The sequence below is a fragment of the Bacillus sp. 7884-1 genome, from assembly GCF_002272245.1.
Lineage (GTDB): Bacteria > Bacillota > Bacilli > Bacillales > Cytobacillaceae > Neobacillus.
In genome coordinates this window covers 1-24,802 of record NZ_NPDD01000081.1, presented here as the reverse complement: position 1 = coordinate 24,802, position 24,802 = coordinate 1, and the positions used below count along the sequence as shown (strand labels likewise).

The 24,802-nt window shown below is 35.4% G+C and carries 24 protein-coding genes; 3 read left to right on the top strand and 21 right to left on the bottom strand.

Translation table 11 applies throughout. The annotated features are described in order from the left end of the window. Positions 1–83: 83 nt before the first annotated feature. Genes lepB through CHI06_RS10870 form a run of 3 tightly spaced genes read right to left on the bottom strand, consistent with a single transcriptional unit; the run spans position 84 to position 2,286 of the window. The gene (gene lepB, locus CHI06_RS10880) at positions 84–638 is read right to left on the bottom strand and encodes a signal peptidase I (protein ID WP_095248574.1); all 555 of its coding nucleotides are present in this window, start codon (positions 636–638) and stop codon (positions 84–86) included. A gap of 5 nt (positions 639–643) precedes the next feature. Continuing rightward, positions 644–1,297 carry a TVP38/TMEM64 family protein gene (locus CHI06_RS10875; RefSeq protein ID WP_095248573.1) on the bottom strand — a complete coding sequence of 218 codons (654 nt, stop codon included), beginning with the start codon at positions 1,295–1,297 and terminating at the stop codon, positions 644–646. Between the two features lie 41 nt (positions 1,298–1,338). Next, a complete protein-coding gene (locus CHI06_RS10870; protein WP_095248572.1) occupies positions 1,339–2,286 on the bottom strand; it encodes an LCP family protein in 948 nt (315 codons plus the stop codon). Positions 2,287–2,526: 240 nt separating this feature from the next. On the opposite strand from CHI06_RS10870, the gene CHI06_RS10865 reads away from it, so the two are divergent. After that, a complete protein-coding gene (locus tag CHI06_RS10865) occupies positions 2,527–2,892 on the top strand; it encodes a hypothetical protein (RefSeq protein WP_095248571.1) in 366 nt (121 codons plus the stop codon). Positions 2,893–2,896: 4 nt separating this feature from the next. Here the strand turns inward: CHI06_RS10865 and CHI06_RS10860 are convergent, their stop codons facing one another. After that, positions 2,897–3,469 (bottom strand): competence protein ComK, encoded by a 573-nt coding sequence (locus tag CHI06_RS10860; protein ID WP_257009240.1) that lies wholly within the window; start codon positions 3,467–3,469, stop codon positions 2,897–2,899. A gap of 188 nt (positions 3,470–3,657) precedes the next feature. Here CHI06_RS10860 and CHI06_RS10855 point away from each other — a divergent pair, with 188 nt between their 5' ends. Next, a complete protein-coding gene (locus tag CHI06_RS10855; protein WP_095248569.1) occupies positions 3,658–3,891 on the top strand; it encodes an IDEAL domain-containing protein in 234 nt (77 codons plus the stop codon). Positions 3,892–3,949: 58 nt separating this feature from the next. Here CHI06_RS10855 and CHI06_RS10850 read toward each other — a convergent pair whose 3' ends face one another. The 8 genes from CHI06_RS10850 to CHI06_RS10815 form a co-directional block, all read right to left on the bottom strand. Beyond that, entirely contained in the window at positions 3,950–5,221 is a 1,272-nt protein-coding gene (locus tag CHI06_RS10850; RefSeq protein WP_095248568.1) for a M48 family metallopeptidase, read from the bottom strand. Positions 5,222–5,314: 93 nt separating this feature from the next. Next, complete coding sequence (locus tag CHI06_RS10845; protein ID WP_095248567.1) at positions 5,315–5,623, bottom strand: AzlD domain-containing protein; 309 nt, start codon at positions 5,621–5,623, stop codon at positions 5,315–5,317. Next, complete coding sequence (locus CHI06_RS10840) at positions 5,613–6,344, bottom strand: AzlC family ABC transporter permease (protein ID WP_095248566.1); 732 nt, start codon at positions 6,342–6,344, stop codon at positions 5,613–5,615. The genes CHI06_RS10845 and CHI06_RS10840 overlap by 11 nt, the downstream gene beginning before the upstream one ends. A gap of 120 nt (positions 6,345–6,464) precedes the next feature. Next, the gene (locus CHI06_RS10835) at positions 6,465–8,021 is read right to left on the bottom strand and encodes a fatty acid--CoA ligase family protein (RefSeq protein ID WP_095248565.1); all 1,557 of its coding nucleotides are present in this window, start codon (positions 8,019–8,021) and stop codon (positions 6,465–6,467) included. Positions 8,022–8,327: 306 nt separating this feature from the next. After that, entirely contained in the window at positions 8,328–9,347 is a 1,020-nt protein-coding gene (locus tag CHI06_RS10830) for a YheC/YheD family protein (RefSeq protein WP_095248564.1), read from the bottom strand. A 25-nt stretch (positions 9,348–9,372) separates the two neighbouring features. Continuing rightward, positions 9,373–10,443 (bottom strand): YheC/YheD family endospore coat-associated protein, encoded by a 1,071-nt coding sequence (locus tag CHI06_RS10825; RefSeq protein ID WP_095248563.1) that lies wholly within the window; start codon positions 10,441–10,443, stop codon positions 9,373–9,375. A gap of 283 nt (positions 10,444–10,726) precedes the next feature. After that, entirely contained in the window at positions 10,727–11,653 is a 927-nt protein-coding gene (locus CHI06_RS10820; protein WP_095248562.1) for a hypothetical protein, read from the bottom strand. Positions 11,654–11,683: 30 nt separating this feature from the next. Beyond that, on the bottom strand, positions 11,684–12,412 hold the full coding sequence (locus CHI06_RS10815; RefSeq protein WP_095248561.1) for a putative nucleotide-diphospho-sugar transferase: 729 nt from the start codon (positions 12,410–12,412) through the stop codon (positions 11,684–11,686). Positions 12,413–12,671: 259 nt separating this feature from the next. Here CHI06_RS10815 and CHI06_RS10810 point away from each other — a divergent pair, with 259 nt between their 5' ends. Then, positions 12,672–13,376 carry a glycosyltransferase gene (locus tag CHI06_RS10810; protein ID WP_095248560.1) on the top strand — a complete coding sequence of 235 codons (705 nt, stop codon included), beginning with the start codon at positions 12,672–12,674 and terminating at the stop codon, positions 13,374–13,376. Between the two features lie 73 nt (positions 13,377–13,449). Here the strand turns inward: CHI06_RS10810 and CHI06_RS10805 are convergent, their stop codons facing one another. From CHI06_RS10805 to hemH, 9 genes are all read right to left on the bottom strand, one after another. Then, on the bottom strand, positions 13,450–14,535 hold the full coding sequence (locus tag CHI06_RS10805; RefSeq protein WP_095248559.1) for a polysaccharide pyruvyl transferase family protein: 1,086 nt from the start codon (positions 14,533–14,535) through the stop codon (positions 13,450–13,452). Positions 14,536–14,578: 43 nt separating this feature from the next. Continuing rightward, the gene (locus CHI06_RS10800; RefSeq protein ID WP_095248558.1) at positions 14,579–15,532 is read right to left on the bottom strand and encodes a glycosyltransferase family 4 protein; all 954 of its coding nucleotides are present in this window, start codon (positions 15,530–15,532) and stop codon (positions 14,579–14,581) included. Between the two features lie 210 nt (positions 15,533–15,742). Beyond that, the gene (locus tag CHI06_RS10795) at positions 15,743–18,031 is read right to left on the bottom strand and encodes a YheC/YheD family endospore coat-associated protein (RefSeq protein WP_095248557.1); all 2,289 of its coding nucleotides are present in this window, start codon (positions 18,029–18,031) and stop codon (positions 15,743–15,745) included. A 106-nt stretch (positions 18,032–18,137) separates the two neighbouring features. Beyond that, the gene (locus CHI06_RS10790; protein ID WP_095248556.1) at positions 18,138–18,872 is read right to left on the bottom strand and encodes a YheC/YheD family protein; all 735 of its coding nucleotides are present in this window, start codon (positions 18,870–18,872) and stop codon (positions 18,138–18,140) included. 279 nt (positions 18,873–19,151) lie between these two features. Then, a complete protein-coding gene (locus CHI06_RS10785; RefSeq protein ID WP_095248555.1) occupies positions 19,152–20,366 on the bottom strand; it encodes an ATP-grasp domain-containing protein in 1,215 nt (404 codons plus the stop codon). A gap of 162 nt (positions 20,367–20,528) precedes the next feature. Continuing rightward, on the bottom strand, positions 20,529–21,515 hold the full coding sequence (locus CHI06_RS10780; protein WP_095248554.1) for a lipoate--protein ligase: 987 nt from the start codon (positions 21,513–21,515) through the stop codon (positions 20,529–20,531). A 16-nt stretch (positions 21,516–21,531) separates the two neighbouring features. Then, positions 21,532–22,266, bottom strand: a complete 735-nt coding sequence (locus CHI06_RS10775; RefSeq protein WP_095248553.1) for an MBL fold metallo-hydrolase — start codon at positions 22,264–22,266, stop codon at positions 21,532–21,534. 55 nt (positions 22,267–22,321) lie between these two features. Continuing rightward, on the bottom strand, positions 22,322–23,743 hold the full coding sequence (gene hemY, locus CHI06_RS10770) for a protoporphyrinogen oxidase (RefSeq protein WP_095248552.1): 1,422 nt from the start codon (positions 23,741–23,743) through the stop codon (positions 22,322–22,324). A gap of 31 nt (positions 23,744–23,774) precedes the next feature. After that, entirely contained in the window at positions 23,775–24,707 is a 933-nt protein-coding gene (hemH, locus tag CHI06_RS10765; protein WP_095248551.1) for a ferrochelatase, read from the bottom strand. Between the last annotated feature and the right edge of the window lie 95 nt (positions 24,708–24,802).

Sequence of the window (24,802 nt, the reverse complement as noted above, 5' to 3'; positions counted from 1 at the left end):
CATAGCTCTACAATCAATAGTTACCTTTAACACAGCCAAAAAAAAAGAGACGATATCATCGTTCTCTCTGGTTTTTATTCTTATTAGAATTGTACATCCATTTCGTTAAGCGGCCAGTAACGGAGGTCAACTTTTCCAACAACCTGGCTGACAGAGATGAAACCAAAATGCCTGCTGTCCCAGCTGCCTAAGCGATTATCCCCAAGTACAAATAACTTTCCTTCTGGTACAGTACTTTCTCCCGTAATCTCCTTCAAATTAAAATCACCTGTAAGTTTAATTCCCGGTATTTCCTGCCTATAAATAGATAAAAACGGTTCCTGGTACTTTTGTCCGTTGATATATAATTGATCGTCTCTAAATTCAATTTTGTCCCCTGGAAGGCCGATTACACGTTTCACAAAATCCTCTTTCTCATTGGCATGGAATACAATGACGTCAAAACGACTCAAATCACTAATTTGATAGCCTAGCTTATTTACTACTAATTTGTTACCATCTTGGAGAGTAGGCATCATAGATTCTCCCTCAACAACATAGTTAGAAAAGAAAAATGTTCGTATAAAAGCAAAAATAATAATTCCAATTGCAAAAGCTTTAATCCATTCAATCCCCTCTTTTTTCCATTCAATATTCATCATTTTCAGCTCCTCCTTTTCCTCAATTCTTTCCCTCTATTTATCTCCTCATTATGGTCATTTTCCATGCTCTTATTCAATCTTACTTCAATTCTTTTTCCAACATACCAAAGAATAAAAATAACAAGAAAAACAATTGCTGTACGGTAAGGCTGCGTAATCAAAGAATGAAGATCATAACCCACAAAACTCATGGTGAAAATCATCACCATTTTGCCAATTGCCACGGCAAGCATATATTGGTAAATACTAATTTTTGAAAGAGCCGCTACAATATTTACAACAACTGAGGGTGTGAACGGGAAACATAGCAGTAAAAAGAGTGGACCGAAACCGTGACGATCAACCCAATCCATCAACTTTCTAACCTTTTGATGTTTTGAGAGAAATGAAAATACTCTTTTCTGTCCATATTTTCTTATAAGTAAAAAAAGTATTAATGCCCCTAAACAAGACCCCAGCCAAGAATATAAAAAACCCAGCCAGAGCCCAAAAGCACTTGCATTCGCCATTACGAATAATACTAGCGGCAGAAACGGCAAAAATGCTTCAATCATGGGCAGCACTATCCCTGGTATTGGCCCAAAGGACCGGTACTTTTGAATTAAGTCCATTATATTTTCTAGTGTGAACCATGCCTTGATTGCTTCAAAGTCCATATGATTGCTCCTTACGTAATGCTTTGTGCTGTTTGTTTTGCTTATTTAGTTAAGAACTGGTGAAAAGCCTCTCTATTCTCCTCTAAATCTAACTCCAAAACAGCACCTTCCCCTTTTATATTTGCATCTCTATATCCATTCTCAATAGGGATTCTAAAAGTCTCAATCGTTCCTCTGTCTTTTCCAAAGAAATCCTTTGCCATAAATAATATATCGCCTGTATTCATATTTGTATTGATATAGGGTTTAACAACCCCTACTAATTTAGGCAGCTTTGGAATCGTTTGAATGCCTGAAAGCTGATCTCCAATTGCCTGAAGTGCCTGCTGCTGACGTTGAACACGGCCAAAATCCCCTATAGCATCATGCCGAAATCGTACAAAGCTAAGCATTTGATCTCCATTTAATTTTTGCAGACCTGGTTCTAGTGGTACATCAACGTTTGCTTCCATTCTCTTTTCAACATTTATTTCTACACCTTTTGGAAAGGCCTCATCAATCAATTGTACAAAACCTTGAAAGTCAACAATCGCATAATACTGTAAATCAATATCAAAGTTCTCCTTGATTGTTTTTCTCATCAGCTCCGGCCCGCCACGCATAAAGGCGGAATTGATTTTATGCTTACCCTCACCAGGGATACTTACATAAATATCCCTCATGATGGAAGTTAATTTATAGGTTCCTTTGTCTTCATTATAATGAGCAATCATGATTGTATCGGCTCGAGATGCTTTCTCACCCTCTCTTGCATCACTTCCCAATAAAAGGATATTGGTGGCCCCATATTGATCCTTTTTACCTTCAAAAGCATATACTTCATCGACATTATTTTCTGTACTACCATTATTAATTTTCTCTAAAGATTGATTAACTCCTTGTTTATACTGATAATATACATAACCCGCTGTTGCACCAATTAGGACCAGGAGAACTAATAATATAGATGTCGATTTTCTTTTTTTCCTTTTATGCTTTTCATATCTCATCTTGGACTCACCCATCTATGTAATATTTTTAATCCCTTATGGACTTTTACATCATTTTAATGTGTCTATATATAATTCATTTTCCCCGAGTTAATATCCTTCTATCAAAAACTTTCTCATACAAGTACCAAATTTTGCAAATAAAAAACGCAAGCTTTTTTAGCATTGCGTTTTCAACAAGATTTTTGTATGATAAAAAGGAACACTTGTTCTCGTTAATTAAAAGGAGCCGATGATAGGATGACCAGAATTCCAGAGGATGATCGTAATATAATGGAAAAAGCCATCTATTTGCCCATGGTATTAATTATCTTAAATCGGGATTTGACTGTTGTGGAAAAGAGTCCATTTAAATTAAAAAAACCCTATATAGCACTAATTGAAGAGACAATGAAAATCATTCAAAGGGAATTAGCTGAAGTTAAACAATATATGAAAAAGAATAACCTCAAAGTAATTGAAACCAAACGTGACGATGCTTTTACCATGTATATGTTTTTATATAAAGGCTATGAAGAAGCCCATAATTACTTTAATCCAAGAATACGCAATAAAGTTCAAGAATTAATGGAGTTTTATTATCTTAAACAGCACCCGTCTCAATAAACGGTTAATGCTTATCCTTCATCTTCTTTTTACCATATTCAAAAGATACTTCTGATGCTTCCAGGGACTTTGGACGCTGCATTAAATAAAATGACTTTCTTTCATTATGTTCAATTCTTTGCATTAACTTTGTCCTTAAATACGATGTCCTCTCCAGTTGAGAAGTAATCGAACTGCATGAAACAGGTAATTCAAAAGATTGATTATTATTAAAAAGGATTAAAGTTTCTTGAGGATTAATTCGGACCGGCTTTTTTACATGTTCATGAGAAATCCAAATACACTCTTGACGGTTTGGTGATGTGGTAGGGAAGAAAAAAATGCGGTTGGTGGGATCAATCGCAATCGGAATTTTATGTGCATAACCGACTAACTGTTTTGTACCATTCCGGCGGCCTTCATAGTCACATCCATAATACTCACAACTGTTTCTGATAATATCGAGCGGTTTAAAAGGGGATAAAAATTCATCTTCTACTTCAATAATCTCTGAATAAATTTTACTGCCATACACGATGGGCTTTATGAACATCGTAAACGGGTTTACCTCATATTCTTCAATTTGCTTCAGCTTCAATATTTTCAACTCCATTTAGTAATTTTACCCATCATACCACGATTAATTTATGGTTTATTTATTTTTCTGAATTGTTGCGAATTTATTCACAAAGTTATTACAAAAAAAATTATCAGAAGATTATAAATATTCATTGATATTATCAAAAAAATTCCATATAATATTAAAAAGCATCAGAGGTGATTTTGATGAATGAGAAATCATACACGGAATTAATGAAACTTGGTGCCATGAAACGTCAACGAAAAGAGAATTTTGTCCAGGATCTGTATATTGATATGCTCTTATCAGAAATTCAATTGACGGTTGAAAAAGAAAAACTGCTGAAAAAAATTGATTGTGCAATTGACCATCGGGATAAAAAAGACTTTTACCTTTTATCCAAACAGCTTATAGAGATAAATAAACGATTTGGGACGTAAAGACACATTAAAAAAGGAATGGGAAAGGAGATAATTCTCCTTTCCCATTCTTTTTTGGCTATTTATTCTTCATTTTCACTTCATATTCTTCCAGCATAGAAATTCGTTCAAGCATAGTAGGATGACTGTAACGGAAAATCTTCACTAATAATGGCGGATTGACCTGACTTAAGCCTGAGCGGGTTAATTCTTGGAAAGAAGTAATGGCAGCGTCAGTGTTTTGGGTCATATTTATTGCATATCTATCAGCCCGTGTTTCTTCATACCGAGAAATTAAATTTGAAAAAGGACTGGCAGTGAACAGTAACATCGAAAGAATCATGAAAAAAAGTGGCAGGGATCGAATATCTCTTGGATCTGGGATTTTTAGTTCTTTCCCAAAACGTGCAATCACCCAATTCATAATTCGATAGGTCAGATATAAACCTAACAGTGATAGCAGTAAATACAAGGCTATTCCAATATATATATGATTTTCGACATAGTGACAGATTTCATGTGCCATGATAAATAAAATTTGGTCATCTGATAATTTATTTAAGGTTGTATCCCATAGGACAATTCTTGCATTTGAACCAATACCGGTTACATAGGCATTTAATGAATTTGTCTCGGCAGACATATTCACTTCAAAGACATGTTCTGCTGGAATTTGAGCCTTGTCTGCTAAATCCAATATCTTTGTTTCTAATTCTTTATTTTTCAAAGGATAAAAATCATTATATAACGGATCGATAACTACCGGCTGTAAAAACATCATGAACAGTGTAAAAGGTATCGATAAAGCCCAAGCATAGAGCCACCAGCGTTTAACACTTTTTTTCATCAGCCAATATAATACGGGAACAATGACCAGTAACGTTCCATAATTGATCCAAAAATCAATTAGTTCTTCCTTCATCCATAACGCAAAGCTTTGTGTGGAGATGTTATATGTTTTTGACAAGGAATAACTAATATAGCTTAAAGGGAATGTCGCCACAAAAGCAAAAAATGAAAGCCATATAAGGTAAATAGCAGTTTGAAGAAACTTGTACTTAGACGAACTCTCTGCCCATTTTTTAAACGCCTTCGAAAATCCAAATAATAAAATAAAAAAATAGAAAAGCCATTCAAATGGTGTTGAAAGAAAGAATAACAAATTCCTTATTTTTGAATACTCTTCACTCAACATTAACTCTCTGCCATTTAAAAAAGTTGCCGGGTCTGCTTTTGTTCCTTGATATTCAAAAGGCAGGCTAATGTCTGCGAAGTGAAATAAATACCAGTAGAAAAATAACCCATATAATGCATAGGCCAAAACTGCATAGAATCCCATTTTCCTAACCATGTAATATGTTGTCCCTCCTTTTTGTACAACCTCTCTATACATAGTTTAGTTAAAAAGATAATATTTAGAACAAAAAAAGCCGGATTCACCGACTCAAAGAAAATAAGAATATAGGGCAAGGACTGTGATCGACCCTAAAACCACAATAATGATATTTGCCCCTAAGAAAGCTGCAGCAAATGCGGCGGCGGCCCCTGCTATTCCATACCAAATATCATCCTTTTGCAGTAAAAGGATTGCTGGGAAAATTAATGCTCCCAATGTTGCATATGGGACGTTTTTTAGCACGCCTTGGATAAAGGGGGGAAGCTCCTTACCTTTAAACAATACAAACGGAAGCATCCTTGGTATATACGTAACTAAACCCATCCCAATTATCATCCACACAATTTCACTTTTCACCGTTAACACCCCAATGCTTTGCCTTCACCATTTCAATCAGTTCCATTAGAACAGCAGACAGAATCGTTGAGGTCACAATGGACCATCCTTGTGCCATCATACCGCCTAGTGTAAAAATCGAATTAAAGATTGCGGCAAGTGCAGCTAGAAAAAACACTTTACCACTTTTTTTCAAAGATGGTACTAAGAGACCGACAAACATCGCATAGAGGGCAATTCCCATACTTTCTTGTAATGTTTGAGGAAGACTTGCCCCTATCAAATGACCAACCCCAGTAAATATAACCCAGCTTGAATACGCCAATAAATTTACCCCAAACATGAATCCAGTCGAAGCTGTTCCTTCTTTGGTCGCCACGACTGAAAATGTCTCATCGGTAATTCCAAATGAATAAACCATTTTATTCCCAAGATGGTCATCTTCACATTTTTCATTTAAAGTTGTCGACATTAGAAAATGGCGAATGTTTACGATAAAGGTTGTTAAAACAATTTCAAGTATCCCAGTCCCATAGACAATCAAGCTTAATGAAATATACTGTGAAGCACCTGCAAATACAATCATACTCATTAACACAGATTCATATATAGATAGTCCAGTTGTTTTAGCAAGGAGACCAAAGGTCAATGCAATTGGAAAATATCCAATCGCAATGCTTATCCCTGCCTGCAGACCCTTTTTAAATTCAGATGATTCCTTTCTGATAGCAAACTCAGACACTTTATTATCCCTTCTCTCTGCATAGTTCAAAAATAAATTTTATCAAATTTTCAGAAAGAATGAAATAAAAAAACATGGCGAGGATTCAGCCATGTTATTTTCCTTATATCTATCATGTCTTTATACGGTCTGAGTAATTTGAGTTTTTAAAGCTCTTCGCAAGATTTTTCCAGTTGTGTTTTTTGGAAGTTCTTCTAAGAACTCAATCGAAGAAGGAACTTTATACTTCGCTAAGTGTTCTCTACAATACTCGAGTAAATACTCTTCGGTCGTATTTGAATTTTTCCTCACAACAAAGCATTTTACTGATTCTCCGAATTCTGAATCTGGCACGCCAAGAACGGCCGCTTCTACTACATCAGGATAGTTATAAAGGACTTCTTCAACCTCACGAGGATAGACATTATACCCGCCAACTATTATCAAATCTTTCTTTCTATCAACGATATAGAAATAGCCCTCTTCATCCATTCTTGCCAAGTCCCCTGTATATAGCCAGCCTTCACGGATGGCTGCAGCTGTTTCTTCCGGCATTTTATAATAGCCCTTCATGACATTCGGACCAGAAACAATTAATTCACCAACTTCTCCAATAGGAAGTTCCTCTCCTAGTTCATTAACTATTTTGTTTTCAACATGAAGAATAGATGTTCCAATAGAACCAGCCTTACGCGGTCGATCTAGCGGATTGAAACAGGTAACCGGTGAAGCCTCCGACAAACCATAACCCTCTGATACAGTGACATTAAATTTCTTTTCAAAATTATTAAGCAGCGCAACAGGTAAGGAGGCACCGCCAGAAATACATAACCTTAATGTTTTGAATTCATCAGGATTAGCTTCTGGATATTGATAAAGGAAATTATACATGGTTGGTACTCCAGCAAAAACAGTTGCTTCATACTCTCTTGCCAAATCGAATATTTCCTTAGGACTAAATCTTGGCGCGATCAAGATGGTTGCTCCACTTAGCAATGGTGCATTTAAAGCCACCGTTAAGCAGAATACATGGAACATAGGAAGGGTTGTAATGACGCGGTCTTGATTATTCATCTTTAAATAATCGCCGACATCACTTGCATTGCTGTATAAATTTTTGTGTGTGAGCATTGCGCCTTTTGGTTTCCCTGTGGTCCCAGAGGTATAAAGAATGATCGCGGTGTCATCATCCTGCAGCTCAGGTCCTTTAAAGGAGAGATCACCCGACGCAATCACTTCTGTAAACGATTTCATTTTAGGGTAAAGGGTAAGTGATTCAATATTATGCTTAGCAATTCCATTTTCACTTGTTTCACAAAATATAAAATTCTCAACCTTAGGCAAGAAAGCATGAACCTTTTCGGCTAAAGGGATGGCCATATCCAGCGCAACTACAAGCTTTACATCACCGTTATTTAATATATATCCAATCTCATCTGCTGTGTAAATAGGATTAACTGGAATCACTGTAGCCCCTAACCGTAATGCCCCGTATAATCCAATGACAAAATGCGGTGAGTTTCCAAGTAATAAAGCAATATGATCCCCTTGCTTTACTCCTAATTTTTCTAAGCCAGAAGCGAACTTTGTAATCGCTCCATCCAATTCAGCATATGTAGTTCCTTGTCCCATAAAATAATAAGCAGTTTTGCTGGCTGACTTCTTTGCAGTTTCCTGAAGTTTTGATGATAAATTCATAATTTCCCTCCCTTTGTGAATGAATGTTCATTCACTTAATAATAACAATTTTCTAAATATATTATATTTAAAGAAATTTAAGGATACAAGCCTAAAGTTCCAAAAAGATACAAATTTCTACTTCCCACCCTACCCATAACAAATATCGCTGTTTTACCACACTTTAACAGTTTGTAATATAGAAAGGGGATTTTGGACGTTACTAGGCATGCTTCATCATCGAAAAGAGCCCTAATACCGATAATAACGAAATTGTAACGGTGAGGGCATTCGAAAATATCCGCATTTAAGTTCTTGCGCTTCTTTTTACGGGATACTATTTTTATTTAAAAGATATTTACAATAAGGAATTAGGCGTTTGGCAACGTCAAATTCCCTGTTTTTTGAACCTGGTCTCCAATTCACTTCAAATAACCACAGTCTTTGGTTTGCATCAATACCAACATCTATACCAAGCTCATCAAACGAATGTTCATATAAAGTATCTAAATGAGTAGAAAAGGTTAAAGCAAAGACCTCAAGGTTTTCCTTAACTTTTTTCGAATCTTCATCAAATTCATCTTCTAAAAAGGAGGCTAATTCTCCCCGGTAGCCACCACTACTTATATTACTAATCATTTTTGCATTTCCACTTATTCGAGGATAAATTAAGGTGATTTCCCATTTCCCTTCACCATTTTTTTGAACATGTAATCTAAAATCATAAGTAAGACCACTTTTTGTTTTACATTCAATGAAAGGTTGCATCAGAAACTTTTGTGCTGCAATAATTGGACAAAAGTAACTGTTAAGTTCCTTTTCATTCATATACATGATGTTGAATCCTTCTGTTACTTTAAACTGTTCCTCCGTTTTTTCGATAAAAAACACCTTTTTTCCATGATTTCCAGATAAAGGTTTTATTACGACTCTCGGTTGATCTTTTAAAAATGAAATAAGTTCTTCTGTCTGGAGTAGCGTAGTGGAAGGGATTAGATAAGAGGCGAACACTTTTGCTTTTTTCACTTTTTTATATACTTTCATTTTGTTCCCTACGGGAAAGCTTGTTAAAATCGCATATTTTTTTATCTTCTTTAGTATGATTTTCTGGTTCTCCGTTTTTGGGTTGCAGGTGTTTATCACAACTGAAGGAAAATCTACTCGTTTTTTAATCCACTTCCCTTCTTCATACATCCAACCATTAATCTTCATGGTGTCAAAGTCCACATTATTAAATGAAAAGTAAAAAAAGTGAACCCCTTCCATTTTCGCAACGGCTGCAAAGGGATACGCCTTTTTTACATCGACAGGATTTTTCCGGAAGTGGAGCATACCGATACCTTGCAAATAAATCACATCCCTTGACAAGTGGCTAAATTATCTTGGAATCAAAAAGATACCTCGCATAACTGATTGGTGTTGTATATGTTGCTTTCCATACTTCATGCATTTGAGCTTTTTTAAATGTTATTCTAAGATCGCGGCAATTACATTCAATAAACATGGGAAAACCTTCAGTAGTTAAACCAATATCCAGCCCAACATCTGCTAGGTTAGGGAAATACTTATTTAATTCAGTTACAGCTTTAATTGAAAAGTCTTCTATAGATTGATAGACTTCTTTGAAATCCAGGTTAGAATAATCGGATAATAGTTCAGTAAGCGTTTTACAGGTACCACCTTTTGCAACATTGGTTACATAATTTCCTATTTTAGCAACCTTACCAACCACACCTGTTACCTGCCATTCTCCTAATCCATTTTTTTGGACGGAGACACGTAAATCAAAAGGGCTTCCTTGATACTGTGCAAGCTGAATTCGTTCCTGAATGATGTAATTTTTATTTAAGACCTTTTTACGAATGATGTCTGGCCAATCGTTAGCAAATGACTCTCTCTTCTGGTTATAACAAACTTCCCAAAGTTCACTATCCTTTTTTTCAACCATAACGACCCCGCCGCCTAGACTTCCGCCACTCGGCTTAATGATTAGCTGTTTATGCTTCTCCAGCATTTCTATGAAATTCAACGAACTTGCACGTTTCGTTTCAGGCAAATGGGGCTGCAATTCTTCATTTTTCATTAAAATCTCATGAACACCCCATTTTCCATAACGATTCCTATCATTAAAAATAATAACCCCCGTTTTTTGAAGATTCTTTATCTTTATCTTTGATTCATTCCTAAAAAAAAGTCCTCGATTATGAATAATTTTGGGTATGGTGATAACTTTCAATTCATATTTTCCCTTATCACCTTTTACTAACGCATTAATTTGATCTGTCTCAAGCTTTATATCTTTTAATCGAAAAAAGCAAGGACACAGCCCATATTGTATACAGGCCTCTTCATAAAAACTGATTTGCTCTAAATCAGACCTGTTAGTCTTAATTCCACTATATATCAACCCACCTACTAATATTCCAACTGTTGGAGTATTCATATTCCTAATCTCCTTTTTTCTATAATCCGTCTACAGCTTTCGAATAACGAAAGCTGTAACAAATAACAGTCTCAATAATGTGTCATGATTCTGATAATGACTTATAAAAACCATTGGATTTACCTCAGCTAATAAAACCTAAAAAGTTTACTTATTATTACATGCAAATATATATCCTTTGCCACGGCAGTTTCCCTATAATAAAAAAAACAGCAAAGAAGCACCTACAAATAGCAAGTCCCTCTTGAATACTTAATCTTAATCTATTATTGAATAACTCATTCTACTTTATTTTATAATATTCATAAAACCAATCCTGGAGATTTTCAGAAATGGCCTGATACCTTTTTGCAGAAATGGAACTTCTTATTTTTCTTTTCATAGTAGTATTGTTGTCTCCATGAACAACAACCCAGGTAACAAGTGGGTAATTCACTATTTTATAGTTTTTATTATTAAGATAATTTGTAACTTTCGCATGTGCAAAAATTACCCATTTAAATTTAGACTTCATCACGTCTCTCTTTATAGAGGTGCGAGGGAAATCATTATTACGAAAATAAAATATTGCACTGCTTCCACATGCTTTATAAAAACGTTCCCTTACCCATATCTGTTTACTTTTCATATTGGCCATGCAACCTGAGTTCATAACAAATGCATCTGTAATCGGATGGGACCTAATATATTCTACAAATCGATAGTGAACCCAATCATCTGCATCTAGAGGCATAAAGTATCCTGAGAAACCGCTTTTCCTTAAGAAAGCTCCAATCACTCTACGTTTACGAAATTTGTCACTGCTATATTTACTAATGGAGGTTGGGGGAGAGAAACGAACAGGCAGCCATGTAACAAGCTCATGGTTCATTTCTATAATAGTTGGTTTTTCATGACCAGCAATGACTATCCTAAAATTTTGGTCCGTATTGTTTATGATTGACCTTAGTGTTCTAGCTAAATTGTTTTGAACCCTTGTCCAATTTCGGGATGAACTTTTACTTTTTAGCGAAATAGCAAAGGCAACTTCGACTTCATTTGATTTGTTATATCCAGCCATTTTTATCTTCTCAAAATAATCATCAACCTGATCCAATTGTTCCAAAAGGGTTTGTTTCACATTGTTCGATGAAAGGTCCCCCGTTATTTCGAGCTGAGGGTTCATATCATCTTTCTTAGTTTTCTTATTAATCGTTGTCCCTCTTTTCATTTATTATTTCACCACGACCCATCAAGAGATTTATGGACTATCCGCCTTACTAGGAAGAGTTTTATATTTTTCGATATTCCTCAAAAATAAATCATAGCTTTTCCTCATTCTTTTTAGTCGTTTCCACCACTTTAATCCACAGTGATGTACAATAATTGGTTTTTTATCGACATCGAATCGATTAGGTCTACTGTTCCATTTGACATGTAAACTTCCAATTAGGGGCGTATATTTAGTTGGACCATTATAAGATAAAATTCTAATATTTCTATTCCTAAAACCAAGAAGCTTTAAGAAGGCTTGTTGATCCCACCACTCATCACTTTGCTTCTTTTTGTGTCTCCAAACAGCCTCTAATATTTCAATCGCTTTTGGATTACGTTTCACCACAATTACCCCTGAATTTGGGAAAAGCGGTTTTCTTCTAAAATAACTTGTCATATAAACAACATGGTCAGTAGTTAATTCACTTCGGATATCAACTCGTGGATCAACAATAATGGTATCCGAATCCATCCACATGACAATTTCGTAATATTTTAATAGGTTATAAAGCAAAAAAACTTTATGCCTTTTAGCCATTTCATTTGGGAGAAGTTTTTTATTATAAAACAAAGTATCAATACCATGGAGTTTTCCGTAATACTCCACCGTAGGTTTCATTATTTCTAATGCAGCCACATGATTCTTACCGGTAGCCAGACAGCATATTACCATATTGCTGTTTGGTGTTAGTGAAAAATCATAAGAAGGAATCATTTTTTTCACTCCTTTAAATCCCTTTTTAGAACGTTTATTTTCTCGAATAAAAAATCCGCAAATTTGAATGGTAACAAAATTTTGGCGGCACAAAAATTAGGGAATTTCTTTATATACTATTCATAAGAAAAGGAATTGGCAGGGTATATTCTCATATTTCCACTAGATTTCTAACCATATTTCAGAATTATTGGTCTTTGCATAACACTTTCACTGCTTGACTCATATACTAAAAAGAAGTGTGAAAGGAGGGTTTATAATGGTGACATTAATCGCATGTACAATTCGTGATAACATGATGAATAATATATTTGAAAACTTTTCTAGACAAAGGTGGAAGGAAAAAGAATTAATTATTATTCTAAATAATGACAAAATGAAGATTTCAAAATGGCGGGAAAGAGCTGCAAGTTATGCAAATGTGACAATCTATCAACTTCCGCAAGAGAAAACACTAGGAGATTGCTTAAATTTCGGAATTGAGAAAGCAAAATTTGATATTGTAGCCAAGTTTGATGACGATGATTACTATTCTCCTTACTATTTAACAGAGGCTATGGAAGTTTTTAATAATACAAATGCACAGCTGGTGGGCAAGGGAAAATCATTTATGTATTTTGAAAAAGAAAAACTATTAACCATTCGAAAACTTGGTACTGAGAATAAAGCGGGGAAAAGCTCTTTGAAAGGCGGGACTTTAATTTTCAAGAAAGAAATCTACCCAAGGATTAAGTTCCCTTCTATAAAAGGCTCAGGGGAAGACAGTGGGTTTGTAGGTATTTGCAAGCGCAGGAATGTGAAAATTTATACAACAAGCAGGTATAACTATGTTTACATTCGAAGAAGCAATTGGAATTTTCACACCTTTAAGCAATCAAATGCACGATTAAGGCGAAAAAGTTATATCATCGGAAGAGTAGAAAACTTTGTCCAATATACAACAAAAGCATTTGGAAATGACTAGGACCTTGATACTGCAAATTTTAGAAAATAAAAAAACAAGCCCACTTAAGAGCTTGTTTTTTATTTGATATTTTTTAATAAAATAAATTTTGATTAAATGGAGTTATTAATTTTTGACTATATTTTTGTTTATGTTTATTAAATTTATTTATTATTTCTTCACGATTGGCATTAATATACAGACTTACTCCATTAATTTTTTGTTTAATGTTTAACGATTCTGTGGAAATCACTAACTCTTTAAGGTCAATAGAATGGGCAAAATCTAAATCTTTAAACCTATTTCCAAGAGAAATATAAGGAACACCAGAAGCACAAGATATTACACTAGCATGCAATCTGTAATTAATAGTGAAATGAAAATTTTTCATTAAACCCATTAACTCATTTTGATTATACAACCTGGTATCATGAATAACGTTTACATTATCATTTATTTTCCTGTAAAGCCGATTGCTTACTTCAATATCTTTTTTCCATAAACTATACATATATATTTTATAGCCCTGCAGAATATAATCTTTAAGTGTGACTGCTAATTGGTTTTCAACCTCTATTTCATGCATATTTCTTAACTTATCTTTGTGAATAGCCCAATTAACGCCTATTATTTTTTCATTATTTCCCCATAAAAAACTAGATGTGCCATTATCTACATCTAAAAGTAAGCCAGGATCTCCACTAATTTCTACTTTGTCCATATTTGCTCCAATTGCCTTTAGAAACTTATAGGTAAGTGGACCTCTAACCCCACACCAAACTGAATGTTCAATAATTTCAATTAACATTTTTCTATTATTCTTGTCAATTATATTACGAACATCAAAATCTTCTTGAATATGAAGGTTATCAATATATTTTTTGGGAATCCGATCGATTCCACTCCCCCATATTATCACTTTTTTATTTTGTTTAACGGCTTTATAAATATAATTGATATAGGAGAAGGACGGTGTTAACAGAGAGCCTCCACCTAGTATATATATATCATACTTGTTATCAAACCTTTTTAAGGCTGAGAAAGAATATGGAGAAGTAGCTGAAATTTGATATGTGTTCGTATTAAGGTACTTCCCACTCATTTCTTCGAATAGGTCAAACAATAATTCATCTCCTAGGTTATTATGACCAAGAAAACCTACATACAAAATTTTTTTCATGTACCCACCCCTTCAAAAGCAATGATATCTACAAATTCCCTAATTATTTTTTATATTCCTTAATTGCCTTATGGATAAGCTTCTCAAAATTATCTGTCATAACCTCAGCTGAGAAATATTGAGTGACATACTCCCTTAATTTTTGGGGAGGCGGAAAATGACTACGTTGAAGGATAGTAACCATTTCATTTAAATTATTACAAGTTAGCTCTGGGAAACCATTCATTGTCTCCAGTACTCCCCCTTTTCTAAAAGCAATAACAGGGGTACCACAGGCCATTGCTTCAATTGGTACCAATCCAAATGGTTCACCCCAAGTAATTGGGAAAAGGACACATTTTGCTTTAGAAAGTAGTTCCATTTTTTCTTCACCACCCACCTCCCCTATATATTTTATTTGCTCCCCATCAATGTGTGGCTTAACCTCCTTATTAAAATATGCAATACCTTTTTTGGGTACATTACCTGCAATAATTAATGAATCCCCTGTAGCTTTTGCTGCCTTAATTGCCAAATGTGTCCCTTTTGATTGAATTATTCTTCCAAGTGATAATAAGAAATTCTCTTTCTGCTCCAGATATGGATAATCATCGACACCGATTCCATTATGAACAAAGTAGCCTTTCCCATTTCCCTTATGTTCCAATAAATATTTACTAACATATATAGGAAATTGCACATTAAACTTAATGGCAGAATGAATTGAACATAAGGTCGGAATTGGGAGTTTGGCCGTGGCAACAAACCCTGCATGGTCAATAATTACATCCACACCATCAGGAAGATTTTTTTTAACAAAAGGTAATAGATTCTTCGAACTATTCTTTGGATAAGGAATCAATTTACCTTTACATTTTGATCCCTGTTTAGCAAAAACAATGACTTCATGACCACGATCAATCAAACAATTCGTTAAATAATGTATATCACGCTCCGTACCACCGTAACCAATTGGCGGCACTGGAATAATATTTTTAGCTATTTGTACTATTTTCACAGAATAATCCCACCACTCTTTTTAAAAGACTCTAAAAAACACATCCTTACGGGTAAAAATACTGCTCTTTCTAGCATTTTATACACCTTCTACAATCTATGTACATAGTGTTTAATTGGTGTGGACAACTCTTCATTAAAAAATTCGTAAGTAAAAATAAAACAGGCCTTATACCAGATAGCCTGTTTTTTACACATTTATATATTATGATTAGAAGTGGAAATTTTTATTATTATATGTTTCGTAGGAGCTCCACACCTCACTTTCACTTACGCAAAATCCTTGTAAATGAACAGCATAAAAGATGGGCTGAGTGCGTATTTTCAAGTACATTTCATAGTCCATTTCTTTAAAGCCTTTAAAACTCGGAAAAATATTTGCCTCAATAATCCATGGAAACCCCTCTTGATCAAGACCGATATCTAAACCAAATTCTGCATAATGTTCGTCTTTTTTATCTATTAAATAACAGAACTTCTGACACAGATTTATAATACTTTCATTAATCTCATCGTATGATTGATTAATTCCTGTTCCAATTACCACTTCCTCCAAGGTCATTGCTTCTCCGCCTCTTGCAATATTGGTTAACACCTCATTTTCACCGGCAACCCTGCATTCGATACCAGAGCACTTCCAGCTTTTTATATCATTTTTTTGCATAACTACTCTCACATCCAAGGGTCGGTTGTTTATTTTCAGAAGCGGAATGTAGGTTTGATACAAATATTGCTTATTTAATATGTTCAACTTCTTTAACATTTCCTCTAATCCCTTGGTATCAGGAATCAGATACCGGCGTAGAAACTCATTTTGATGGTCGTATAGGATATACCCATCATCTTGTTTTGGATTTTTTTCCAAAATAAAGATGCCTCGCCCTCGTGAAAGGCTAACGGGCTTCAATATAACCTTTTCCCTATCCTGAACAAATTCAATTAAATCTTCGATTTTTTTCAACAGATGTGTGGCCGGGACATGGTTACGAATTTCCTTTTCATCTTTTAATAAAATTAGATCAGATTTCTTAAAGTAATGGGAATTGAATAAATTATTATTTGTCATTTCAATTAGCTGGTTAATCCTATCAGGATTTTGATGGAAATTTCTACGGTACAAGACAGCTGGAATTGGTGCAGAATCATATCTCCACTTTTTTTGAGTTGGATCATACAGCATCCCATAGGCTATCTTTTCCTCCCAATCGATGGAACGGGTGGAAAAGGCAATAACTAAGCCGCCAAATTTCTCATATTCCCCCAAACGGTCAGAGTACTTTTCCATATAGGCTGGATTGTACAGTTGATTGTTTTCCCCTAGCAACAGCCCAATGGATGGACCAATTATTACTTTATCGTTTGATATCTTTAACTGATATATCATGTCCATTGGGATATGCATATTCTTTAAAAGTGAACTAGAGATCATTACTTCTGCAGGATTGGTAAATGAATTTCGGTTTAAACGAAATTCCCTTTCAATGATGTCAATTTTACATGTTTGTACTTTAATTCCAAACTGGATAGAGATTTGGTCACTGGTGATTAATTTTGAATGTAGCCTTGGTAATTTTAGGCACATTTCCTCGTCCTGAGACTCCTTTATTTTGATCCAGAGATTAATACTTTCCTCATTTGAACGCATTATCAGGTTTTCTTCAGATTCTGGACTAAATAAAGGTTTGGTTGATTGTGATGGATAAGCAAGGCTATATTCATTGCCGATGCCATCGTGAGAATTTTTTTGTAGTATTTTCTTGGCAACCTTGAATGGAAATTTACATATTTTTTCACATATCTTAGTGTTCCATCCAAAAATGTCGTTAACAATGGTATTGATTGAACAGGTTGAACTTAAAGAATAGAGACCATTTTTATTTAATGAAAATACAATGCCAATCTCGAAAATTCCAGGGTAATATAAGTGAATGATATCTAAAACCCTTTGGCTGCACTCCCATAATACATCCACTGAGGCATCTTCGAGGTAGTATAATTTTTGGTTGGAATCTTTTGCGTACATAATCGGGGATTTCCATTTATTATTTAACTTTTTTTGACCTACTACATATAAAGTAAATAAAGTATTATTAGCATCATTTTCTTCCTCAAAATCTATTTTTAAATCAGAATATGAATCTAGTAATGCACATAATTCTTTTTTCTTTATTAGATGGTGTTCATTAAGGACTTGAAATTTGGGGTGGTTAGAAAGTTCCCTTAACTTTTTGATATACTTTTTTTTATAAAATATTGTTGGGTTATAAATAATTGATGGGATGTCAACTGTATCCTTTTTTATCATAGAATTATTCTGAATTTCAATTGCTTGCGTTTTTAAACTCTCGAGGGAAATATCAGTAAGTGTAAAGAATTGAATTTTAAGGTCTAACTCTCGACCCTTCTTCGCATAAATATGCCAAATTTCGTCCTTTTTGTTTTTTTGGCTAATTAACTTACTCCATTCCCTTTTAGAAAGCAGTACACCAACCGTATTCATCCTCTTTCCTCCGCCTCCTAATATAAATAGGTAATTAGGACCTTTACCATAATTTATATTCAATTCACATTAAAAGGTATAGGCAGATGTTATGCCTATCCATTTTTCATCCTCTTTTATAAGATTTAATGGTTTCATATGAGCCATCATTTAATAATTTAAACATGGATAAAGCAGGTCTTAGGTTTGCTTCTATAATCCAGACCTTCCCTTCTAAATCAATACCAAGATCTATTCCATATACACGTTTTTGGGGATAGGAATTTGCTAATTGCCCCGCAATCAACAAGGAAACTTCCTCTAAATCCGCGACAATATCTTTAATTTTTTCATTGTTTATCAGTGATTTTTCAATAGCATCTTCCACTGATAAAACAGCTTTTGCTACGTTAGTAACAACAAAATTATTTGCTGCCACTTTTGCAAGTTTACCAGTTACTACCCATTCCAAAGAATCCTTTTTCTTTTGTACCATTACCCGAACATCAAATGGATTATTATTTATCGTTGCAAGTGGAATTCTTTGCTGGACGATATACCGTTGTCTTTTTCTTGGAAAGTGATTCTCTTTTAAGTAATCGTAGATGTTCTCCTTTCCGTTTACGAATGATTTCCTGCGTTCAATATGAAGTTCGAATTCTTCATCTAATAATGAAGAGATTTGGATAATTCCTCTCCCCTGATAACCAAAGCATGGCTTTACCATTATTTGATTATATTTGTCTAACATTATATTCAAGGAAGTTTTATCCAAATATTGTGTATCAGGCAAACAGGAAGCAAGTCTTTCATCCTCAAGCATCAATTTATGTTTTGTCCATTTCCCAACAGAAACACGCATTTTATTTCCCCTTCCTAATTAAAAATAGCCAAATTTCTCGGAACAAACCAATAAGGTTGTTTCGGAAATCTGGACAACATTGTAGGATCGGACGAATTCCCCTATGTCATTTCCACTTTCAGTTTATTATTCACTCATAATTTATTCTGAAAAATTGAGAAGGCTTGGACTTTTAAGCAACAAGCATACAAATAATAAATTAACCAAAATACAAGTAAACCACGGTTTCAGTAAAAAAATAACGTTAAAAAGACCCCCATAAACCACTGTGGGGATCTTTTACTCTCTTCTTAGGTGAAAGGTAATCTCATTCGCTGCCTGCTTTGCAATATTTTCTGCTTCTTCGAGCGTATCTCCTCTTGCAATTACATACGCATAGCGGTGTCCCATTGATAAGGGAGGTGTTACATAAGTTCCACTCTTCGGCTTGACGTATACTTCTACCACACCAGGTGTAGCCGCTGCCCTTCCCTTGCCTGTTACCTTTTCTAAAATGCCTTTATTATCAAGGATGACATACTGTGTAAAAACATAATGATTTGTGAACTTTACTAAAGAAGGAGTCTCTCCTATTAACAACTTTAGTGTTTCTTCCACTAAGCTATAACCAAAAGCTGCTTGAATCATCTTGTTCATTGCCCCGCCGGAAATTCTAGGATTTATTTCAATTAGTCTCCAGCCATCCTCTGTCAATCTTATTTCCAAATGAAAGGCACCATTTTGAAATTCTAAAGAGGTCACGATTGTTTCTATTAATTCAAGTAAGCTTTCTTCTAGGTTTCGCGGTACTTCTGCTAACACCCCGTATCCCGTAACAATAAATCGTTTCCCCATTGTAATTTCTTGCTTAATGACGGCACCAATTAGAACCCTCCAGTTGCTGACCAGAACCTCCACTAAATATTGGTCTCCATTCACATATTCTTCAATGATGATGGTTTCACTTGGATCTTTGGAGCGCAGCATATTTACGTTTTTTTCTAGTTTCATCATATTTTCTGCAAAGATGACGTCCCTTGAGCCAGTTGAAGAAGCACACTTCACTACCACCGGGAAGATTAACATCTGGTTAGTTAGAACAAAAGGCATGTCTTTTGTTATTAACTTAAATCTTGGAGTGAATGATTGGTTAGTAAAAAAAGTTCTAGTTTTTTCTTTATTTTCCATAATAGCAAGTGCTTCCGTTGATAAATAGTTTTCGCAGTATTCGTCAGCCAACATCGAGGCAGTCTGAACGTATTTTGCGACAAAACTAGTAATAATTATTATTTCATTTCCACGATCCATCAATATATTAATTTGTTTTTTTATCTCTTCGATATTGCTAAGGTCCACAAAAGTCAGTTGATGAACATCTTTATATTCACTTCTTTGCTGGATTTGCTTTTCCTGATTTGTAAAAACAACTGTATAATAATCTAATTCATTTGCTGCTTTCACTGCCTCTCTGCTTGACCCGGATTTATTTAAACCGATAAATATTATCGTCCCCATTATCCTCACTCCTATTTCCCATGGCAAAGATGAACGCCCTATATATTATGAGGGAATTTGAGTTTTGTATTGAATTTTACAAAGGTTTTATACCTTGGTATGTGTCAACATACCGGATAGAAAGCAAAAAAACACACGGTGAATATTTCACCGTGCTAAACGCTAATAAATGAGGTTGATAAATTCTTCTTTTGTTACATTTCCAAAATAAAAGGTTGTGTCGACATCTTTAAGCGCTGCTTCTAACTCGTTCTTTTCGTAGCGAACATGCTTCAGTTTATTCTCGATCTCACTTACATCACCAACACCAAAAAAGTCACCATAAATTTTACAGTTTTCAATAACACCTTTATCCACATCTAATCGAACATCAATTTGCCCCACAGGGAAACGATGCGAATGCTGGAGGTTAAACTTTGGCGATTTCCCGTAGTTCCAGTCCCAATTTTGATAGCGTTCTTTAGAAAGTTGGTGAATTTTCTCCCAATCCTCTTCTGTAAGCACATACTCCGTTACTTCTTCGCCTTGAAAAATAAATTTCAGTAAGGAAGAACGAAATTCTTCAACAGATAATTTCTCTGTCAGAAATTCTGAAATATTAGCCACTCTGCTGCGGACTGACTTGATTCCCTTGGATTCAATTTTATCCTTTTTCACCCTTAAAGCGGAGACAATGTGATCCATTTCAGAATTAAACAGAAGTGTTCCATGGGTGAACATACGGCCCTTTGTTGAGAATTGGGCATTCCCAGATATCTTCCTTCCTTCAGCTAAAATATCATTTCTGCCACTTAATTCTGCATTTATCCCCATTTGTTTAAGTGCTGCAATTACCGGCTCTGTAAATTTGCGGAAATTATGAAAGCTGTCCCCGTCATCTTTTGTAATAAAGCTATAATTTAGGTTGCCAAGGTCATGATATACCGCTCCGCCGCCAGACAATCTTCGTACCACATGTATACCATTGCTCTCAACATACTCTGTATTTATTTCTTCTATTGAATTTTGGTTTTTTCCAATGATAATGGATGGCTCATTTATGTAAAATAATAAATATGTTTCATTGATATCAAGATTTTTCAAAGCATACTCTTCAATGGCGAGATTTATACGTGGATCGGTGATGCCTTTATTATCGATAAATAACATACTACCCTTCCCTTTCCTATAGTGAAATGGTTTGAAATTCATCTGCAAGCTTAATTATACCAGTATATTCAGTACTTGCCTCATCGATAAGCTTAGATATATCTCCGTAATGTGGAAGATGGGTTAAGATTAATTGTTTAACACCTGCTCTTCCTGCAAATCCCCCTGCATCAACGCTATTCATATGACCTGCAGACTTTCCATTTTGATGCTGATAAAAATTACATTCACATAATAATAGATCCGCATCTTTGCCAAACTCAATAAATTCTTCTTTAAAGGAGCTGTCACCTGTATACACGAGTGATTTCCCATTTTCTTCTATTCTCATTGCATAGCAGGGTACAGGATGGTCTGTTTTTAAGAAGGAAACCTGGAATGGTCCGACAGTAAGAACCTCATTAGGCGAGTAGGCAATTCCCTTCGTGATTTCTTTATAGGTTAATTTTGCAAATTCTGATTGGTCATAGGAGTGTCCATAGATAGGCAGGGTCGGAAAACTCTTCCCTAAAAAACCCTGAATTAAGCGGGCATGCTGTAATACACCTATATCTGCAATATGGTCTGGATGATAATGAGAGATTAACACAGCATCAAGCTCTTCCGGCTCAATAATATTTTGCATTTTCGCAAGAACACCACTGCCACAATCTATCAACAAATTAAACCCTTCATGTTCAAGTAAATATCCTGAACTCGCCCCATTTTTTGGAGGGTATCCACCCCAAAAACCAATAATTGTTAACTTCAACTTTGTACCCCCTCATTTATAAAAAAAGAAGCTATTAATAAAACAGCTTCTTAGTTTATGCTTTGACATTTAAATACTCTAATACACCTTTTACTGCGGCTTCACCTTGGTCTATACAATCAGGAAGTCCTACTCCACCAAAGGATGCGCTGGCTAAAAAGACTCCAGGCAATTCAGATTTAATATGCTTTCTGATGGTCTCAAGGCGTTGTTTATGACCCACGGTGTATTGCGGCATTGAATCTTTCCAGCGAGAAACGATGGCAAAATCAGGCTGCATTCCAATATCCATTGTCCTGCTTAAATCATCCATTACAATCTTAATAATCCTATCATCAGAAAGTTCTACAATTGTTTCGTCCCCGGCTCTTCCTACATAACAGCGCAGCAGCACTTTACCTTCCGGAGTAGAGTGTTCCCACTTTTTATGTGTCCAAGTACAGGCAGTAATAGAATAATCACCATTCCTAGAAACAACAAATCCTGTTCCATCTATATCCTTTTTAATGGCTTCTTCAGGAAAGGCAAGGGCCACGGTGGCAACAGATGTAGAGGGGACTGACTTAAATGGATCAAAAAAATGATAGTCTGAGAACATCGATTGCGTAATCTTATGCGGGGTTGCCGCAATAATACAGTCAGCAGCCATTGTCTCACCGTTATTTAGATAAAGCTCATACTGCTTATTTTTCTTTGTTATTTTATCGACCCGATGCCCTTTTAGGATAGAATTGGGGTCTATCTTCGCTTCAATCCCTTCAGCGAAGGACTGCAGACCAGACTTAAAGGTTAAAAAAGCACCCTTTTTCTTCTCGGCTGGTTCTTGTGTTTTCGTTTTTGAAGGCGTAGTCTTTTTCATCCCTAAAATGAGGCTCCGGTGTTTTTGTTCCACCTCATAGAATTGCGGGAAAGTAGACATTAAGCTCATTTGATCGATATCACCGGCGTAAATTCCCGATAATAACGGTTCAATTAGATTCTCTACCACCTCGTCGCCTAACCTTCTTCGAAAAAATTCTCCTAAAGACTGGTCAATATTACCTGGTGATCTCGGTAAAATAAAATCTGCAGCTGCTCTGACCTTCCCCGGAATGGAGAATAACCCTGTTGTAATAAATGGGCCTATTTCAGTTGGGATTCCCATGATCGAACCCCCAGGCATTGAATGAAGCTTGTCATCGACAAGAACATAGGATTTCCCTGTTGAATTAGAAACTAATTGCTCCTCCATTCCTACTTCCTTTGCAAGTCTGATCATGCTCACTTTTCTAGCAAGGAAGGAATCAGGACCTTTTTCAATGGTAAAACCGTCCCTTATTACGGTTTGCATTTTACCTCCGAGACGGTGAGATGCTTCAATAAGTTTGATTTCGAAAGGCAGCTTTTTTTCATTGATGACTTTTTGAAGGTAATATGCTGCAGTAAGCCCTGCAATTCCTCCCCCAATGATGGCTACCTTCTGTTTTTCTTCCGCCACGGATGTCACCCTTCTTTCTTTTCGATTCTGATTAGTTAGCTAATCTTTTTAAGATAACAGTAGACATTGCATCAATTAAATCATCATGTGCGTTTGGCATTGCAGGACGATAATAACTCGCTCCAACTTCTTCAGCAACAATTCTACATTCGTAATCGTTGTCATAGAGGACTTCTAAATGTTCACAAACAAAGCCAACAGGTGCATAAACAAATGCTTTGTATGGATGTTCTTTCGCCAAGTCTCGAGTTAAATCCTGTACATCGGGCCCTAACCAGGGATCTGGTGTATTCCCTGCGCTTTGCCAGCCAATCGCATAATTACTTATTCCGGCTTGCTTTGCAATTAATTCAGCTGTTTCTTGAAGCTGACTTGGGTAAGGGTCTCCAAATTGCAAAATCTTCTCAGGAAGACTATGAGCTGAGACAATCATCATAGCGTTATCTTTTTCTTCTTGAGGCATTTGCTCATAAATTTCTTTTATTTTTTCTACCCAGTAGGTAATAAATTTTGGTTCATCATACCAGCTGTCAATGGATGTGATAGTGATACCACCGAGTTTGTCCGCTTCTTCCTTTGCCCTGGTATTATAGGATTTAATACTAAATGTTGAAAAATGCGGCGCCAAGACTATACTAACAGCTTCTTTAATCCCATCTGCTTGCATGTCCTTAACAGCATCTTCGATAAATGGTTCGATATGCTTTAAGCCAAGATACATTTTAAACTCTATTTCATCCTGGACCCGATTTAAATGTTCTTCTAGTTTTTTAGACTGCTCAATTGTAATTTTTGCTAGTGGTGATATTCCACCGATTGCTTCATAGCGGCCACGTAATTCTTCTATCATTTCTGGAGTAGGCTTTCTTCCATGACGAATATGTGTATAGTAACGTTCTAAATCATCTAAATGATATGGGGTTCCGTAAGCCATTACGAGTAATCCCATTTTCTTTTTAGTCATCTTCCGCACCTCGTTTTTAAGTCTTGTTGCTCATTTAAAATATGGCTGTGTTAAATTAGTCTGTTTATTTCCGCTCCAGTCACTTCGCTTTCCGC

What these genes read in the sequence shown, in the direction of transcription:
- lepB (WP_095248574.1), bottom strand. Translation starts at nt 638, where the DNA reads ATGAATATTGAATGGAAAAAAGAGGGGATTGAATGGATTAAAGCTTTT.
- CHI06_RS10875 (WP_095248573.1), bottom strand. Translation starts at nt 1,297, where the DNA reads ATGGACTTTGAAGCAATCAAGGCATGGTTCACACTAGAAAATATAATG.
- CHI06_RS10870 (WP_095248572.1), bottom strand. Translation starts at nt 2,286, where the DNA reads ATGAGATATGAAAAGCATAAAAGGAAAAAAAGAAAATCGACATCTATA.
- CHI06_RS10865 (WP_095248571.1), top strand. Translation starts at nt 2,527, where the DNA reads ATGACCAGAATTCCAGAGGATGATCGTAATATAATGGAAAAAGCCATC.
- CHI06_RS10855 (WP_095248569.1), top strand. Translation starts at nt 3,658, where the DNA reads ATGAATGAGAAATCATACACGGAATTAATGAAACTTGGTGCCATGAAA.
- CHI06_RS10850 (WP_095248568.1), bottom strand. Translation starts at nt 5,221, where the DNA reads ATGGTTAGGAAAATGGGATTCTATGCAGTTTTGGCCTATGCATTATAT.
- CHI06_RS10835 (WP_095248565.1), bottom strand. Translation starts at nt 8,021, where the DNA reads ATGAATTTATCATCAAAACTTCAGGAAACTGCAAAGAAGTCAGCCAGC.
- CHI06_RS10825 (WP_095248563.1), bottom strand. Translation starts at nt 10,443, where the DNA reads ATGAATACTCCAACAGTTGGAATATTAGTAGGTGGGTTGATATATAGT.
- CHI06_RS10820 (WP_095248562.1), bottom strand. Translation starts at nt 11,653, where the DNA reads ATGAAAAGAGGGACAACGATTAATAAGAAAACTAAGAAAGATGATATG.
- CHI06_RS10815 (WP_095248561.1), bottom strand. Translation starts at nt 12,412, where the DNA reads ATGATTCCTTCTTATGATTTTTCACTAACACCAAACAGCAATATGGTA.
- CHI06_RS10810 (WP_095248560.1), top strand. Translation starts at nt 12,672, where the DNA reads ATGGTGACATTAATCGCATGTACAATTCGTGATAACATGATGAATAAT.
- CHI06_RS10805 (WP_095248559.1), bottom strand. Translation starts at nt 14,535, where the DNA reads ATGAAAAAAATTTTGTATGTAGGTTTTCTTGGTCATAATAACCTAGGA.
- CHI06_RS10795 (WP_095248557.1), bottom strand. Translation starts at nt 18,031, where the DNA reads ATGAATACGGTTGGTGTACTGCTTTCTAAAAGGGAATGGAGTAAGTTA.
- CHI06_RS10790 (WP_095248556.1), bottom strand. Translation starts at nt 18,872, where the DNA reads ATGCGTGTTTCTGTTGGGAAATGGACAAAACATAAATTGATGCTTGAG.
- CHI06_RS10785 (WP_095248555.1), bottom strand. Translation starts at nt 20,366, where the DNA reads ATGGGGACGATAATATTTATCGGTTTAAATAAATCCGGGTCAAGCAGA.
- CHI06_RS10780 (WP_095248554.1), bottom strand. Translation starts at nt 21,515, where the DNA reads ATGTTATTTATCGATAATAAAGGCATCACCGATCCACGTATAAATCTC.
- hemH (WP_095248551.1), bottom strand. Translation starts at nt 24,707, where the DNA reads ATGACTAAAAAGAAAATGGGATTACTCGTAATGGCTTACGGAACCCCA.